Below are 17,964 nucleotides of genomic sequence, written 5' to 3'. Positions count from 1 at the left end.
ATTCATTTTCATCTGCTTCATTGGACTGATGATCAGAATGAGGTTACTGAAAATGATGAAGGAAACTGGTATTATCGAAGACCATACAGTAGAAAGTTTACTTTTAGAGCTTGAAAAGATAAGGAAAATCGAAATGCAGAATGGGGAAGTGATCGTTACAGAACTCACAAGGAAGCAAAAGGAGATATTGGGGAAAATGGAATTATGCGCTTAAAAAAGCGGAAGTCAGGATCTAATGTTTTTTCTGTCCTGAGCTTTTCCCATGGGAACTGTTCATGTGGGTTAGATTCGTCACATATCACGCAGTACCATTTACCACGGACCAAGACAAAGAAGTCCTCTTCATCGTTGTATATTCCACAACTGCAACACTTTACCATCTTTCACACTTCCTTATCTATGGGATGGCTTCCTTTACTTGGTTGTTTAGGACTATATCCGACTTTCCGCAGATGTCTAGCCTGAGTTCCCAAGTTTTAAGCGCATATCAGCAGGAGATGTAAATAGAAAACGCCACTAGAATTTGATTTTTACTTCTTGCCAAACGGAATAATGTTGTAAAATATAAGCACATATTTCCGCATCAAGAGACGTGTATGCGCCTAAAAAGGCGGAAGTCATGGTCTAGATAAAAACGGATATTTTCCTTTAGCGTAGATTTACGCATACTTATATCAAATAGATGTTAATAAATGCTACTTATCAATCTAATTATGTTACGATTAATTGATAAATAATTGCAATCCAGATAATTGGCAAAATTCGAGGACATCTGCGGAATATAAGCTATATCTATAAATCAGGATAATAATAATATGGGAGGGTGGCCTCAGCATGAACAAATCGCACAGGTACTTGATTTACTCCTCTTTTCTTTGCTTCATTGTCATATATCTGATAGATCTCATCCATTACTGAAGTCTTCGGTCTTACATCACTTAAAACATCAATGTAGCCACTTTTGCTATTGTAACCGATTAAAACACTGGTTGCATTTTCTATAGTTGGGAAAATGCTATTATTCCGAGAAGCTCTGCTTATTTCATACACATTGTTCCTGTAAAGCCTCTGTTCATCACTCAAAGGATACGGAAGTTCTCCATAAGTTGCAAAAACTTCATAACTCCCCTCCAATTGATTGAGGACGTACGCAGCATGATATAGAATGAGCCCGTCATCACCATAACTCAATCCCCAGAGAGACTTAAGTGCAGTTTCGTTTCCAATATCCCCAAGAGCTAATATTGACGCCATCCTGATGCCTTTTTCTTCCTCTTCGTCCATGGCAATATTTAATAGCACGTCTGCTGTTTCATTGTCGCCTATTCTGCCAAGAACAACAACTGTATTCTCTCGTTTTTCAATCGTTTCACTTTTATTTTCCATGACTTGAATTAGTGATCGAATTGTACTTTCATCACCAATTTTTACGAGAGAATCCATTGCATTGATTTTAACACTTGTATTTTCGCTACCTAAGTCTTCAATCATCGAATCTACAGAAGTGTCTTCAACACAACCTGACAGCACAACCATTCCGGCAATTAGAATTATTATAGCAATGTGAGTTTTCATATAAGTGAACATATAATGGGTACTACATAAATATTTGTCACGATTACCATAAATAATACCGGACTTCTTATACGCAAATAAATATCATCATCTTAAATAATTGCAACTTTGTTGTATCCTTTCCTTTATTATGGTAAACAGGAAGTAAAAAACCCACATACATCAGCCGCACATCCCTAAAATCCTAATTACCTGTTCAATAACAGGGTGCAAGATAAAAGAAAACACGAATCATACAGTAAAATAAAGAGAATAAAAGCTATTTTTCCTTTCAATTAAACCTTCTTTCGAAATCGGCTTATCAGGCATTACACCATAATACTCCGTTTTTGCCTTGCCCCATATAAAACCTTTTTCACCAATACTTCAAATTATAAATCAACATCTTTTGAACCTTTTACGCAACTTCTCATATATTGAGCCCCTGTGGTCAATAGCCAGAAAAACAATGGTGTTTGTTTCCCAGAGATCAAATACAATTCTGTATTTTCCAATCCGGTATCTGTAATATTTGAAGCATTCCAGCTGTTTAGTATCAGCGGAGAAAGAATCATTAAAAGGATAGCGTCAATAGACTCAGGTATATATCTTACGTCTTTGGGGTGCTTTTTGCTAATGGCTTTTAGATCTTTATCAAAAGCACTAGTAAAAATGCCATTAAATCTCACTCTAATCCGTACTTGGCTTTAATCTCCTGCAGAGTCAAAACATTGCCTTCCAGAAAATCATTTTCAGCTTCCTCTATGCGCTTGATAGTACGTGAGCTCAATGGAGTGGAATCCACACCAACAATAGAATGACTACATTTCTTAGTCGTTTTATGAGGATGCGTGTTTAGAGCCATTAATAGGGAATCCCGATTTATCCATAAAAAATTGGTGGTGATGTAGGAGGATAAAATATATCTTCACCTTTCAGGCTTGCAGTAAAACCGAGATTGCTTAAAATGAAAAAGGTTTTTTTCAAAATGCTGTTGGAAGTTTTTCCTTTATTTGGCAGACTTGAATAAAATGCGGTTGACGAATCGAACAAGTGGGAACGAGTAGTAGAGCAAAAAATCAAATAAAGAACGATTTGTATTCGGATGTGACCTGCTTGTTATAAGCAAGTCACCCCATATACAATATTAGATATTCTTCTGAAAAATGTAGAATGCATAACCATATTCATCCGGGCGTTCTCTGAAGAGCTTAATCTCTTTTATGTTAAACTCAAGTATCATTTCTGCCTCGGTGTTTCCTTTATAGTTATCACTGATGTCATCGATTCTTTTTTCCAGATTGGAGTAAAAATCATACCAGACAGAAACTGGAAGTTTAAAGTGGTCAATGATATCATATCCTGTTGCTGTGATAACTTTTTCAGTGTCAGGTATGTTCATGATGCCAGGATATATCTCCTTCCAGAATAGAAGCACTTCTGGAGAAGGTTCATCCGTGAACCATGTGTTCTCTGTCACTGCCATATATCCTCCATTTTTAAGAAACTGTTTCCAGTAGCTAATTCCTTTTTCAAAACCAAGGATAAAGATGGAGCCTTCTGCCCATATGATGTCGAATTCTTCTGCTTCAAAAGGCAGGTCATCCATGGAAGCACAAACTGTAGTGATCCTGGCATCTACTCCTTCTTTAACCGCATTTTCCATCAGTTTGTCCAGAAAAGGCTGGTAAACGTCAGTTGCAGTGATGTGACAGTCGTTGCATATCTTCGCAAGATGTATTGTCTGCATACCGACACCACAACCAATGTCAAGGATCTTACTGCCTGCAGGAACGGAAGAAAGCAAATTAAAGGCTTTTTCAGTACATTCATTACTGCCAGGACCCTGTCTGGGTAAACCATCAAATATCTCAAAAATAGGTGATTCGCTCATGAATATTTTTTAAGATAACTCTTGCTTAAATCTTTTGTGGTATCAAGATAATGATTTTGTTTTTTAAAGAACGTTCAGGACAGTGCAGAATTGTCCCTGGTACAGCTACCAGCTAAAAAATCAAATTGTTCCATATCTTCCTTTTTTATGGGAAACATGAAGTCAAAAAACCTCCACATACATCAGCCGCACATCTCGCAACTCTTAATTATCCATTCAATAACAAAGCAAGAGAACAAGAAAATATCAGAAACGTACAAAAATAAAAGAGAAAAAGGGTTATTTTACCTTTTAACTAAAAACTTATTTCTGAATTGGCTTATCCGGTGTTACACCGTAATATTCCGTTCTTGCCTTGCCCCACGGGCAACCATTTTTACCGAATATCTTGAGTTCAAGGTTCTGAATCGCCTTGAAAAAGCCATTGCCGGCACGTGCACCTTTGCATACAAGACAGTAGTTCTCACAGAATACAGGAGCCTTCTTTTGGTCTGTCACTAATTATCCCCTCCGTTTGTTTAGATTTGTCTGCCGTTTTTACAGATAAAGATAAGTAAGACAGGTTATTATAATTTAGCCTGGATTTCCTTTGCGAATTCCTTTGCCTTCTGTACACGAAATTCGTCAGGCTGTCCTTTTGTTGCCGGACCCATTTCACCGAATGCTTTCATCTGCGGGTCGTCTGCCTTGAGCAGCATGTCGATAACAGGCTGGGCAAGCTCTCCCTGGCAGTCAAATGATCCGAGGATCTTAGCACCGGCTGCTGCTTGTGCACAAGAACCTGTCCATGAGTGGATGGCTTCGAATCCCTCTGGCACGGCGTGGGTCATGAATATGGCGATGTTCTTGCCGGCAGTGTTCTCTGATAAGAATGACTTTACCTTAGGAGGAACATCGAACTGCAATACAGGGAAACCTATGAATGCAAGGTCATAGCCTTCAAGATTCTTGACCTCAGATATGTCTTTTAGTTCTTTTTCACCTTTGATCTCACCATAAATAGCTTCAGCTATCTTCTTTGTGTTTCCCGTCTGGGACGTGTATGTAACAAGTGTTTTCATGCGGATACCTCTGTTTTTTGATAAATTAGTGTATTCGCTATAGATTTATATAGATAAGCGTCAGGAAAGTGTAGTAGGGTGTGGGAGATACAAAAAAATGACCTAGTAAAGCAAACAATAGCATCTTTCAGACATAGAGTCTGAATGATTAACAGATAAAGTAAATGGTCTTTAGAGAGATCTTGGGGCCATAAACATTTTGATAATACATTATAAGCATTGTATCCGACTTTCCGCAAATGTCTAGAGAAAAACGGATATTTTCCTTTAGCGTAGATTTGCACATACTTATATCAAATAGAGGTTAATAAGTGCTACTTATCAATCTAATTATGTTACGATTAATTGATAAATAATTGCAATCCAGATAATTGGCAAAATTCGAGGACATCTGCGGAATATAAGTTGTATTAATTCAACTGCTTATTTCATTTGAATCGAACTTCTTTATTTCATTTATTTCCTGTTAGATTTGGAGAGTATTATCAACTTCAATATCTACTGGAATCATAAATGTAAAAATACTGCCTTCATCAACTTTGCTTTCAACCCATATTTCCCCCCCATGCATCTCAACAAACTTTTTGGAAAGGGAAAGGCCTAACCCCGTTCCTTCGTATTTTCGGGCAAGGTACGGATTTAGTTGTTTAAATGGCTGGAAGAGTTTGCCCATATCTTTACCTGCAATTCCAATACCGTTGTCTTTTACACTGACTTGTACAAAATTGCCTGAATAATTTGCTTTGACCTCCACATTCCCGATTTCATGTGTGAACTTAATGGCATTACTAAGAAGGTTAGTGAGAATTTGCTTAAATTTGGTTTTATCTGCATTGATCATTTCTAATTTTGGATCAACATCAACATCCAGATAAATGTTCTTCTTTATTGCAAGAGGAGAAAATTGTACTATTAAAGTCTTAATAACTTGAGAAACATTGAATATTTCATAATTAAGTTCCATCTCACCAGCTTCGATCTTTGAGAGATCAAGTATATCGTTTATGAGCTCCAATAGATGCTTACCAGCATTTAAAACATGATTCATGTAAACTGTCTGTTTTCCATTCAGACTACCAGCCATTCCGTCAAGTATCACATCCGAAAAACCTATTATTGCAGTGAGTGGCGTCCTGAGTTCATGACTCATGGTAGCCAGAAACTCACTCTTTACCTTATTAGCATTCTCAGCAACAATTTTAGCATTCAGAAGTTCCTGCTCAACCTTCTTACGAAGACTAATGTCACGACAAACGCAAAAAATCATTTTCCTTTCTCCAAATATAGCTGCGTTTGCATTAATCTCCACATCAATAAGATCACCATCCTTGCGTCGCTGGCGTGTTTCATGAAGGATTCCTTTATTATCAGCTAATTGAAGCATTTCCTTTATTTGCTCACTTGCATGGACATCCCAATCCCAGATGTGTAATGTTTTCATTTCTTCGTGGGAATAACCAAGCATTTCAGCATAACGCGGATTTGCCTCGATAACTTTTCCATCCTGATCAATAATGACTATCCCATCTCGTGACTGTTCCATTAGGAGACGACGCCACATTGCCTCCTCTGAATATTTGATTTCAGCCTGTTTTTGCTCTGTAATATCCTGAAATGATCCGGTTACTTTCACCACTTTACCATCACTTATTTTAGGATGGGCAATTATACGAATCCATTTGTGCTTTCCTTTTGCAGTAATAAATTCCAGTTCCATATCATGAGATTGGCCTTTTTCCACTGCTTTTTTCACAGCATCTTCAAGAACTTTTCTGGAAGCTGTGGGATAAAAACTCAAAACAAATTCAAGATTTACAGCAGTATTTGGATCCACTTCATGTATCTTTGCAACTTCATTAGTCCATGTAATATTACCTGTTGGTGCATCGAGTTCCCAGCCACCAACATGTGCAATTCTACCAACTTCATTCAAAAGAGATTTTCTTTCTCGAAGTTTATTCTTTGTTTGCTTAAGTTCCGTAATATCTTGAAAAATACCTATGACCATATTTCTTTCAATATCGTATTCAGCCACGGAGTGTATGATACGGACATATCCATCGTTTTGCCTTTTTATTTTGAATTGCACATCATAAGGGACGTTATTCCCTACAAGGTCATTACACGCTTTGTCAAGCATCGGAAGATAGTGTGACAATGGTATTTTTCGAATCTGATCCCTTGTGAATATTTCACCTTCAAGTCCGTATATTTTTCGTGCTTCATCCGAGAGAGTCGTCATACCAGATGACAGATCAACTTCCCATCTTCCTACATCTCTAAGTCTTTGTACAGTAGAAAGCTGCATCCTCTTCTTTTTTAATTTATCTTCTAAAAGCTTGCGTTCAGTGATGTCATTAACTATATTGTAGATCAGATAATGAGAACTATATACAATCGAACCACAATAAACTTCTACATCGCGTATTTCACCATTTGCAAGAATGTGCTTGAACAAAAAGTAATTTCTTTTTTCATCTTCTGCTCTTTGCGTTTCAACTTTAATCTCTTCTGTTGACAAAGCATTAATCTGATTTATTTTCTTGCGGGTTATCTCTTCAAGTGTCCAGCCATAATATTTGCATGCTGCCTTGTTTGCATCAACAATATCCGAACTATTCGAATTTATAAGTAGCATGGCCATGTTATTTTCCTTAAAGAAGGAACTATAAATACCTTCATTTCCAAAAAACAAATCGTTTTTCTTACAGTTTTCACAAATCATTTCAATATTCTGAAAATCATTGATCAAAGAGTCTTTATCTCTAAAGGCAGAATGCATCTCTTTGTTTTGGACAACGCGAAGCTGTTCGTTTTTCATGGGAATCTACACTCCTGATCCGATTCAAATACACCGACTAGTTAACAACGAAATCTTAGTTATATTAACATTTTAAGACACTAATGAATATTCATATACATTAATGATAAAATAATACCACTTAAATGTCCATTTGGAGGGTCCAAGGCAATACCGATATAAAAGTTTTTTGATGAACATTTAGTACACAATGCTTCAAACTGCCAAGCTTTGTAATCTTCAACTACCTAAATCATCACAAGTACAAGCATATATGATTTCACATTTTGCCCTTCGTCCTAAAAACGTAACTATTCAGCCTATCCATATCAGCCTATTGATGATGATTCGGTTAAAATTGAGAAGTTTAGTCCTAAATTAATTTGAAATGCAAAACGAAAGCAAGTGGTACAATTAAAATAAATGTAGCGTAAGAAATTCACGTATCAACTTTTTATCACAACGGTTATTGATGGTGATTCTATCAGGCTGAATAGTTACCTAAAAACAAACTAAAAATTCATATTATAATACTTTCACTCCACTTACATTACCCATATATAGACAAAACTTCATTTAACAACCAATGACAGAGTTCGAGAAAAAAGTAAAGATCATAACCACGATCAGAAGTATACAAAAAAAGGATGCCTCCGCCAGAGATAAGGCCAGAAGGCAAAACCTGTTTTGAACTTATCATGCTCACACCGTAAACTATACCTATCAGCCATCTCAAGAGAATAGATAATGTCTTTGAGCAGCATCAGGATAAAGGGTGCTAAGGAGCACAACCTTAAGAATATTGACCTCATTCTGCCCCGTGACAAGCTTATAGTCATCACCGGGCTTAGCGGATCAGGTAAATCATCGCTTGCATTTGATACAATTTACGCCGAGGGACAGCGCAGGTATGTGGAATCGCTCTCTGCTTACGCCAGGCAGTTCCTGGGACTTATGGAAAAACCGGATGTGGAATATATCGAAGGGCTGTCCCCTGCCATATCCATCGAGCAGAAGACCACAAGCAAGAACCCCCGCTCTACAGTGGGTACTGTTACTGAAATTTATGATTACCTGAGACTGCTCTTTGCTCGCATAGGCATAAGGCACTGCCCGGATTGTGGACGGATAATCGAGACCCAGAGCATTGACCAGATAGTTGACAGCATCATGAACCTGCGGGAAGGTACAAAAATACACGTACTTGCTCCGCTTGTGAGGGAGAGAAAGGGAGAATACAAGAAACTCCTCACCGACCTGCTTGCCGAGGGTTTCACACGTGTGCGTGTGGACGGAGAAGTACATTCACTAGATGATATTGAGAATGTAGAACTCGGGCGTTACTTCAAGCATAACATTGACATCATTGTAGACAGGCTTGTCATTAAAAAAGGAATGGAGGAAAGGCTATCGGATTCAGTTGAAACCGCACTTCTAAAAAGCGGAGGGACACTTACAGTCCAGATAATCGATGGAGAGGAACTTACATTCAGCGAGAAGCTTGCATGTCCTGAATGCGGGATAGGTTTTGAGGATATGGAACCTGCAGCATTCTCATTCAACAGCCCGCAGGGTGCCTGTCCGGAATGCCACGGACTGGGTACATCCATGGAATTCGACCCGGACCTGATAGTGCCTGATAAAACGCTGACCTTAAACCAGGGAGCAGTCGAGCCCTGGTACAGTAAAACCAAAGACGGATACTATATGCAGTCACTTGAATCCCTAGCAAATTACATGGGATTCTCAATGGATGTTCCTTTTGAGGAGCTTAAACCTGAGATACAGCATATCATATTTTATGGAAGTGAAGAACTAATTCCCTTTGTTCATATGGGAAAGAATGGAGGAGTCTGGAAACATAAAGGACGCTTCAAGGGAGTTATAGCAAACCTTTCTAAAATATATGAAGGTACAGAGTCCGAAAACAGCAAAGAGAAGATGACAAAGTACATCAGCACAAAACCATGTCTTGTGTGCCAGGGCCTGAGGCTAAAACCTGTCAGCATTGCCGTGACAATTGACGGTAAGAATATCATTGATGTCACAGGGATGTCCGTTGAAGAGGCACTGGAATTTTTCAAGGAGATTGAAACAAAACTCAATGACAGGGAATATGCCATCGCCCGCCTCATACTCAAAGAGATAAAGGCAAGACTGGGATTCCTGATAGATGTAGGACTGGATTATCTCACGCTAAGCAGGTCTGCAGCTACACTTTCAGGAGGAGAGGCACAGCGTATCAGGCTTGCAACACAGATTGGTTCCAGCCTCATGGGTGTGCTTTACATCCTTGACGAGCCAAGTATCGGCCTGCACCAGAGGGACAATCTCAGGCTTATTACAACTCTGAAGCACCTGAGGGACATAGGTAATACCGTACTTGTGGTCGAGCACGACGAGGAAACTATAATGAATGCTGACTATGTGGTTGATATGGGACCAGGGGCAGGCATCCATGGCGGAGAGATCGTTGCCGAAGGTACTCCAAAGGAAATAATGAAGAACAAGAACTCCATGACCGGAAAATACCTGAGTGGAAAAATGAAGATAGAGGTCCCGGAGAAAAGGAGAAGACCAACTGGCACCATGACCCTTTTCGGTGCAGGCCAGAACAACCTCAAATCTGTTGATGTGGAATTTCCCCTTGGTATTCTGATCTGTGTCAGCGGCGTCTCAGGTTCTGGAAAGAGCACACTTATCAATGAAACACTCAACAAGGTGCTTGCAAAGCAACTAAACAAAGCAAGGGAAATACCGGGGAAGTACAACTCCATAAAAGGCCTTGAGAATGTGGACAAGGTCATAACTATAGACCAGTCACCGATCGGACGCACACCCAGATCCAATCCTGCAACTTACACTAATCTGTTTACCCCTATCAGGGAACTCTTTGCCCAGACAAAGACAGCACGTGCAAGGGGTTACAAATCAGGACGCTTCAGTTTCAATGTCCGGGGCGGCAGGTGTGAAGCATGTTCAGGTGACGGTATAATCACAATAGAGATGCACTTCCTGCCTGATGTTTACGTTCCATGTGAAGTGTGTCACGGCAAGCGGTACAACAGGGAAACCCTGGAAGTGACCTACAAGAACAGGAACATTGCAGAAGTCCTTGACATGACAGTAGAGGAAGCACTTGAGTTCTTCGAGAACGTCCCAACTATATCCCGCAAGCTACAAACACTCAACGATGTGGGACTGGGATATATTAAACTAGGACAGTCATCTACTACACTGTCAGGCGGAGAAGCACAGAGAGTGAAACTCGCAACAGAACTAAGCAAGCGATCCACCGGCAAGACTGTCTATATACTTGACGAGCCTACTACAGGTTTGCATTTTGACGATGTTAAAAAGCTTCTGGAAGTTCTCCAGCGACTTGTGGATGCAGGCAATACTGTAATCGTCATTGAGCACAACCTCGATGTAATTAAGACAGCAGACTGGATAATTGACCTTGGACCTGAGGGCGGAGACCGGGGCGGCGAGATCATCGCGCAGGGAACTCCGGAAGAGGTTGCTAAGAGTGATATTTCCTATACAGGTAGGTTTTTGAAGAAAATGTTGATATGAAAATATCATATTGCATCATGCTCAGTAATACAACAGTATTCCACGAATGCTGAATCGCCGGATAAATATACTTTTACTGATATATATTAAATTTATATATTATTAGACAGTATTACATTAGACAGTATTACAGTAGGTCATTATAGAATTCCTGAACCCGGAGATAAGGGTTACCTGAAAAACAGCCATACAGCAAAGTCCAAAACCAACCATAAAAAGTGCTGTCGGATGGCAGAAGAAGTAAAATGTATCTCAACTACTACGCAATTCCCTTAATTGTCCTGATATTAATTCTGAGCGCATTGTTATTTCATATACGAAAACACAAAGATGCAATTGGCACAACCTGTTTTTCGTTCCTCTTGCTTTCTACCATCATCTATGCGTTCTTTTATGCATTTGAAATATGTTCAACAACACTTGATTCTGCACTGATATACTATAAACTGGAGTATATAGGAATTCCTTTCATACCTGCTTTCCTTCTGACATTTGCAATAAAATACACTGGAAAAAAACACTGGTTAACCACACCTACTTTAGTTTCAATTTTTGCTATTCCATTGATAACTCTGATACTTGTGTTTACCACCGGAAAACACACCCTTTATCATAAAGAGTTGTTCATGAATTCTGAAGCACTCTTCCCTGCCCTGACATTTGTACCGGGCATATGGTATGGAGTCCAGGAATTCTACAACATTCTCTGTATTATTTTCAGCATCATTCTTCTCCTGAAGATGTGGCTGGAAGTGACACCAGCTTTCAGAAAGCAGGTGACAATAGTAATGATCGGTACTTTGATACCATTTTTAGCATTATTACTGTACATTGCCGGCATGATCCCACCCGGCCTTGATCCCATTCCCTATTCCCTTGCATTTAGCAGCCTGTTGATCTATGTGGGAATAACTCAATATAGATTGCTTGATGTTGCTCCCCTTGCACGCAGTTTGCTTTTTGGAAAACTCCCTGATGGGGTAATCGTTCTTGACGGGATGCAGAGAATCGTAGATTATAACCCGTCTGCTGCAAAATATCTAAAAATAACATCCGAAGATATTGGAAAGTCAGCTTCCAATGTACTGGATTCCTGGCCTGAACTCATTAACGAAGAGCAAGACATCGATAAGAGAAATAGCATCGAACTCAAAAAGAAGATTGAAGAATCATATGTCTGGCTGAATGTTGATTTCCTGCCACTTTCCAATGAAAATGACAGCATGGGGCAAATGATAATACTTAGAAATATTACGGAGAGCAAAGAAGCAGAGGAAGAACTCCTGAAAACTAACAGGGAACTTGAAGAAGCAACAGTCTATGCAAAAAACATGACTGTTCAGGCAGAACTGGCAAACCGTGCCAAAAGCGAATTTCTTGCCAACATGAGTCATGAAATTCGCACACCACTTAATGGAATTATTGGTTTTTCGGACCTGCTGATGGAAACAGAACTTACAGATTCACAACTCCATTACATGCAGACAGTACATACATCAGCTATTACATTGCTAGATCTTATCAATGATGTATTGGATTTTTCAAAAATAGAAGCTGGAAAACTGGAGCTCGATCCTGAAACAACAGAACTCATTGTCCTACTTAACCAGATAACAGATATTGTAAAATACAAATCCCATGAGAAAGAGCTTGAACTTAAATTAAATGTATCAGCAAATCTGCCAAAGCATATTGTTGTCGATCACCTGAGACTGCGGCAGGTATTAATAAATCTTTTAAGCAATGCCATTAAGTTCACAGAAAGAGGGGAAATCGAATTAAAAATAGAAACATCTATTATTCCGGACAAAACCAATGAAATGAAATTTAAATTCTCGGTCAGAGACACAGGAATTGGAATTGCAGAAAACGACAGGATCAGGATATTCGATTCATTTTCACAGGCAGATGGTTCTATTAGCCGCAAATACGGAGGTACCGGGCTTGGACTCACTATATCAAGCAGACTCCTGGGAATGATGGGATCAAAACTTGAGCTTGAAAGCGAGCCTGGAAAAGGAAGTACTTTTTATTTTACTGCCGTTTTTCCTGTGGAAGAAGGAGAAAATGTTGTTGCAGATGCTTCCGGAAATGACTACAAATCTCTAGTAAAAAATAGAAACGATGCAAGATGCTCCATACTTATAGCTGAAGACAATGAAACAAACATGGAGGTAGCTTCAATTATTGTTTCTAGATTATTGCCACGGGCAGAAATATTGAAAGCAAAAAATGGAATTGAAGTCGTCCGGATGTTCAAGGAAAAAAAGCCAGACCTGATTTTTATGGATATACAAATGCCTGGAATAAACGGATATGATGCTGCCATGGCAATCAGAAAACTTGAAAATGAAAGACGTACACCCATCATCGCTATCACTGCCAGTGCTTTCAGTGGTGAAAAAGAGCGATGCCTAGAAGCAGGTATGGATGAACATATTACCAAACCCATTGTTTCCAATGTGATCCAATATATTATAGATAAATGGCTTTTCATGAGTGATCTTAATAAAATAAGCGATTGCGACAATGTTGTTATTGAACCAGTTCATTTTGACAGAGAACGATTATGGAATACAACAAATGGTAATGAGGAAGTTTACTGCATGTTGACTAACATGGCAATCGGATCTACTACCTGTAATCTGGAAGATATGATGATGGATCTTTCAGGGAAAGATATGCATGGAGTAAGAGTTCACGCCCATAAAATGAAAGGAGCCGCACTTAATATTGGGTTCAATGTTCTTGGAAATCTGGCAAAGAAACTGGAAGAAGCCATTGAGGAAAATCAGAAAAATGTTCCTGAGTTGCTTGAACAGATAAAAGATGAGATCGAATTCGTTAAACAGGAATTGGAAAAAGAGATCACAAAAAGGACTTTGTAGAAATCCTGATCAATTAGAGAACTATGAACCACAGATACACTCATTTCCAAAGCAGTCAGTTCAATAATTAGTTTCCAAAAATATAAAAAAAGGAAATCAATTCCTCTTCAATTTGGCAACTACAGCCTCAACCTGTTCCACAGCAGTACCAATGTACTTGTCCGGGTCTACAAGGTTGGTAATGTCCTCTTCGCTTAGATAGTTAGCAACATTCGGATTTGCCAGCAAGACTTCCTTGAAGTGTTTGCCGGTCTCGTGAGCCTCCATTGCACTTGAGCGTACAAGCTCGTGGGCTTCCTGGCGACCTACACCACGTTTTGCAAGTTCTATCATTACAGCCTCTCCCATATTCAGGCCCCTGAGCAGGTTAAGGTTGCGGCGGATATTTTCCGGATAGAACCTGAGGTTCTCGATAACGCCTATTGCAAGTTTTATGATATGGTCGGTAAGGACACATGCCTCGGGGAACACTATCCTTTCGCATGATGAATTTGTCAGATCCCTTTCATCCCATAGGGTGTTGTTCTGGAGTTCGGGTTCGACCATAGCACGCACTATTCTTGCAAGACCACATATCTGCTCGGACTTGATAGGATTGCGCTTGTGTGGCATTGTGGAAGAGCCAACCTGCTTTTTCCTGAAACTTTCCTCTACCTCCGCGATCTCGCTTCTCTGCAGGGAGCGGATCTCCACACCTATCTTGTCCATTGTTGTTACGGTGTTTGCCATCCACATGACAAATTCAGCATGGCGGTCTCTCTGGATGATCTGGTTTGAGACATCCACAGAACCGATCTCAAGATACTGCATAACTCTTTTCTGGATCTCAATACCGTCTTTACCGAATGCAGCCTGTGTACCTACAGCACCTGTCATCTGGCCGACGATCAGGCGTGGTTTGAGCTGTTCAAGGCGCTCAATGTGACGTGCAACCTCAGATGCCCAGATAGCAAACCTCAGTCCGTATGTTGTCGGGACACCTATCTGACCATGTGTCCTTCCCGCACATACCAGTTTCTTGTGGGCGTCCGCCTGCAGGAGAAGTACATCCAGAAGCTTGCAGATCCTATCTTCCAGGATTTCTACAGCTTCTTTTAACTGGAGACCTGTCGCGGTATCAAGCATGTCGTTTGATGTGGCACCAAAGTGTACCCACTTGTCGGCATCCTCTTCACACTTTTCTGACATTGCAATAACTACTGCCATCATGTCATGGTGTATCTCATCTTCGATTTCCTTGACCCTACTAAGTTCCACATAACCTATGCTTGCCCCTATTATATCTGCAGCTTCCTTAGGGATCAGTCCTATGTCTGCCTCGGCTCTGGCAAGTGCAGCCTCAACTTTCATGATTTTCTCCAGGCGGTTTGCCTCGCTCCAGACAAACTTCATTTCGTCTGTTCCATAACGGTATTCTATAGGATGGATTGCCATTTATTGAATCTCCATGATCTTGATTTAAGTAAAATATCTATATACAAATCTATTATAGATATCATTCAAATTAACAGTATGCTTCTGGTATAGTTAATCTACCAATAAATAGGCTTTGTATGGACCTAAAATAAAAAAGAGGCAGCAATGCCTGATATGGAATGCTTTACTCATTGACGACATCAGCCGTCTTGGGGAAATCCCCGTTAAAATTAAGATTTCCATTAGATATATCCAGAGTTTCTATATTAAGTCCCGGCATCTTTGCCAGATGTGAATTAATAAGACTCTCAAGTTCCTGCGCTCCCTGGTCAGCACTGCCTTCGGGAAGCGGAAGAAGCCCTACCTTTGCGTTTGTTATATCGATCTGGATACTACTATCACTTGCCTTGGAAATGCTGCCCTCTGCATACACAGGTCCTTTGAAGTCATAACCATAGTCTTTAAGATCGATGTATGCTGACATCTCTGCCTGGTTATTATCCCCAAGTTTTACCTGTATATCCCGAAGGGGTCCTTCGTTATTTGTCGCCTGCAGATATGAACTGAGATCAGAGCTTGAAAGGCTCACATCCATAGGTGCTGTATCGGAATAAACAATGTTACTCGTTAACTGGTATTGTGAAACAGGATCAGCAAGAGTAATACCCTGTTCTTCTACGAGATTATCGAATAACACTGGATCAACTTCCACACCCAGATCTACCGGTTCATCAGTACCAAGTATTTCGGTCAGGATTGGAATATATATCATTCCTGAAGCTGCTACAATTGTAAGCACACCTATAACAACAACACCAACAACTGCGATAATTATGTTCAAATTACTGATTGCATCATTTTTCTCTACAATACTCGTTATATTGGGCACAAAGACCAACCTCCAGTTTATTGTATAAACCGAAAATAATGAATGTACTTAAAAGACTTGTGATATGACTGTATTTCACATACATCCCTGAGTAACTACAAATACTATAAGTATTACAATGACAGTCTGTGGATTTGACCAATTGTTTTAAATATAAGGGAATAGGAAAAGGGAAGGATATTGCAGACTTCTATTTACCAAATATTAAATTTAGGTGGAACTATGGAACAGACAATAAATTATAATTCAAAAAAACAGGTGATGTAAGTGGTACTTGACACAGGAGATACAGCATTCATCATTATCTGTACCGCCATGGTCATGCTTATGACCCCGGGAGTAGGACTATTTTACGGCGGAATGGTGCGCAGTAAGAACATAATTTCGATGATAGCCATGGCTTTTGTTTCCTTTGCCATTGTAAGTATCCAGTGGGTTACAATCGGATATACCCTTGCCTTTGGAACTGACATCTCAGGATTTATCGGTGGCCTTGATCACTTATGCCTTGCAGGCGTAGGACTGGACGGCGAAGGAATTCCTGACATGTTATTTATGGCATTTCAACTCGTTTTTGCAGGAGTCACACTGGCAATCCTCACATCAGGTGTTGCGGAACGTATCAAATTGAGCTCTTTTATTGTTTTTGGATTACTCTGGACAACCCTGGTATATGATCCACTTGCCCACTGGGCGTGGGGGGGCGGCTGGGCAGGTAGCATAGGTGCACTTGATTTTGCAGGTGGCACTGTAGTACACATAAGCTCAGGATTCGGTGCTCTTGCCCTTGCTCTTGTTATAGGCAGCCGTGCCGGATTCGGCAAGTACAGCATGGAGGCAGAGAACATAACAACAACTCTCCTCGGAGGAGCACTTCTTTGGTTTGGATGGTTTGCATTCAATGCAGGAAGCGCCCTTGCAGCAAACGGACTTGCCGTCAATGCACTTGTGGTTACCAATGTCTCTGCCGCAGCAGGAGCGATTACCTGGATGGCAGCATCATGGATCAAAGGCAAACCAAGTTCCCTGGGTCTTGTTAGTGGAGCTGTTGCAGGTCTTGTAGCCATTACACCAGCCTCCGGTTTTGTTGGCCCGATGTCTGCCATAATAATAGGCGGTTTTGCCGGACTACTCTGTTACGGAGCATTGCTATTCCGTGTGCGTAAGGGACTTGATGAAAGTCTTGATGCATGGGCAATTCATGGAATGGGGGGTTTTTGGGGAGCAATTGCAACAGGAATATTTGCAAGCGCAGCCATTGGAGGAGTTGACGGACTTATTTACGGAAACACACACCAGTTTTTGATACAGATCCTTGATGCTTCTGTTGCTATAATCTATGCATTCGTAATGACATACATACTTGCCAAGATAGTAGACAAAGTAATGGGATTGCGGGTGACCGAAGAAGAAGAATATGTTGGACTTGATATATCCCAGCACGGAGAATCCACAACAGCCTGAGGTGATGTGAATGAAGATGGTAAAAGCAATTATTCGCCCGGAAAAGCTGAATGATGTTAAAGCAGCACTGGAAGAAAGAGGTTACTTTCCTATGACCGTAACCGAAGTAAAAGGACGTGGCGCACAGAAAGGTATCTGCCTTCAATATAGAGGTAAACAGATCAAAGTAGACATGATCCCTAAAACCGAGATCGAAATGGTCGTAGGTGATGAGGACGTAAGGCCTATCATCGAGATCATAAGGGCGAGTGCACGAACCGGTAAATTCGGTGATGGAAAGATATTCGTATCCCCGGTTGAGATTGTGGCAGCTATCAGAAACGATGATGAGATCGTATCCGAATGATATGAGGCATGTCCTCATATCCCTCTTTTTATGAATTATTATGAACCTGTATTTATATCGAACTCTATATGTATAA

13 protein-coding genes and 1 pseudogene are annotated in these 17,964 nt (G+C 40.2%); 5 read left to right on the top strand and 9 right to left on the bottom strand.

Annotated features, from left to right (window positions below; genetic code table 11):
* Positions 1 to 214 (top strand): annotated as a pseudogene (locus BB781_RS15765) (IS1634 family transposase); the annotation flags it as partial.
* Positions 215 to 792: 578 nt separating this feature from the next.
* On the opposite strand, the gene BB781_RS11480 reads toward BB781_RS15765, so the two are convergent.
* The 7 genes from BB781_RS11480 to BB781_RS11450 all read right to left on the bottom strand — a co-directional run bounded on the left by BB781_RS11480 (position 793) and on the right by BB781_RS11450 (position 7,330).
* Positions 793 to 1,575 (bottom strand): HEAT repeat domain-containing protein, encoded by a 783-nt coding sequence (locus BB781_RS11480; protein ID WP_164997859.1) that lies wholly within the window; start codon positions 1,573 to 1,575, stop codon positions 793 to 795.
* 371 nt (positions 1,576 to 1,946) lie between these two features.
* On the bottom strand, positions 1,947 to 2,243 hold the full coding sequence (locus BB781_RS16580; protein ID WP_242492643.1) for a hypothetical protein: 297 nt from the start codon (positions 2,241 to 2,243) through the stop codon (positions 1,947 to 1,949).
* Entirely contained in the window at positions 2,240 to 2,419 is a 180-nt protein-coding gene (locus BB781_RS11470; protein ID WP_094228625.1) for a hypothetical protein, read from the bottom strand. The genes BB781_RS16580 and BB781_RS11470 overlap by 4 nt, the downstream gene beginning before the upstream one ends.
* Positions 2,420 to 2,701: 282 nt before the next feature.
* Complete coding sequence (locus BB781_RS11465; protein ID WP_094228624.1) at positions 2,702 to 3,448, bottom strand: class I SAM-dependent methyltransferase; 747 nt, start codon at positions 3,446 to 3,448, stop codon at positions 2,702 to 2,704.
* A 303-nt stretch (positions 3,449 to 3,751) separates the two neighbouring features.
* Positions 3,752 to 3,946, bottom strand: coding sequence for a hypothetical protein (locus BB781_RS11460; protein WP_094228623.1), 195 nt, complete (start codon positions 3,944 to 3,946; stop codon positions 3,752 to 3,754).
* 68 nt (positions 3,947 to 4,014) lie between these two features.
* Positions 4,015 to 4,509: a flavodoxin family protein gene (locus BB781_RS11455; RefSeq protein ID WP_094228622.1), complete on the bottom strand. Its 495-nt coding sequence runs from the start codon at positions 4,507 to 4,509 to the stop codon at positions 4,015 to 4,017.
* Between the two features lie 466 nt (positions 4,510 to 4,975).
* Positions 4,976 to 7,330, bottom strand: a complete 2,355-nt coding sequence (locus tag BB781_RS11450; protein WP_094228621.1) for a PAS domain-containing sensor histidine kinase — start codon at positions 7,328 to 7,330, stop codon at positions 4,976 to 4,978.
* 726 nt (positions 7,331 to 8,056) lie between these two features.
* On the opposite strand from BB781_RS11450, the gene uvrA reads away from it, so the two are divergent.
* Positions 8,057 to 10,885 carry an excinuclease ABC subunit UvrA gene (uvrA, locus tag BB781_RS11445; RefSeq protein WP_094228620.1) on the top strand — a complete coding sequence of 943 codons (2,829 nt, stop codon included), beginning with the start codon at positions 8,057 to 8,059 and terminating at the stop codon, positions 10,883 to 10,885.
* A 245-nt stretch (positions 10,886 to 11,130) separates the two neighbouring features.
* Positions 11,131 to 13,773 carry a histidine kinase N-terminal 7TM domain-containing protein gene (locus BB781_RS11440; protein ID WP_094228619.1) on the top strand — a complete coding sequence of 881 codons (2,643 nt, stop codon included), beginning with the start codon at positions 11,131 to 11,133 and terminating at the stop codon, positions 13,771 to 13,773.
* 96 nt (positions 13,774 to 13,869) lie between these two features.
* Here BB781_RS11440 and purB read toward each other — a convergent pair whose 3' ends face one another.
* The gene (purB, locus tag BB781_RS11435; protein WP_094228618.1) at positions 13,870 to 15,207 is read right to left on the bottom strand and encodes an adenylosuccinate lyase; all 1,338 of its coding nucleotides are present in this window, start codon (positions 15,205 to 15,207) and stop codon (positions 13,870 to 13,872) included.
* Between the two features lie 166 nt (positions 15,208 to 15,373).
* Complete coding sequence (locus BB781_RS11430) at positions 15,374 to 16,078, bottom strand: hypothetical protein (protein WP_242492642.1); 705 nt, start codon at positions 16,076 to 16,078, stop codon at positions 15,374 to 15,376.
* A 267-nt stretch (positions 16,079 to 16,345) separates the two neighbouring features.
* Here BB781_RS11430 and BB781_RS11425 point away from each other — a divergent pair, with 267 nt between their 5' ends.
* Entirely contained in the window at positions 16,346 to 17,542 is a 1,197-nt protein-coding gene (locus BB781_RS11425) for an ammonium transporter (protein ID WP_094228617.1), read from the top strand.
* Positions 17,543 to 17,552: 10 nt separating this feature from the next.
* Positions 17,553 to 17,888 carry a P-II family nitrogen regulator gene (locus BB781_RS11420; protein ID WP_094228616.1) on the top strand — a complete coding sequence of 112 codons (336 nt, stop codon included), beginning with the start codon at positions 17,553 to 17,555 and terminating at the stop codon, positions 17,886 to 17,888.
* Positions 17,889 to 17,964 lie beyond the last annotated feature (76 nt).

This window comes from Methanolobus psychrotolerans, from assembly GCF_002243045.1.
Classification (GTDB): Archaea; Halobacteriota; Methanosarcinia; order Methanosarcinales; family Methanosarcinaceae; genus Methanolobus; species Methanolobus psychrotolerans.
This window is presented reverse-complemented; position numbering and strand designations above follow the sequence as displayed.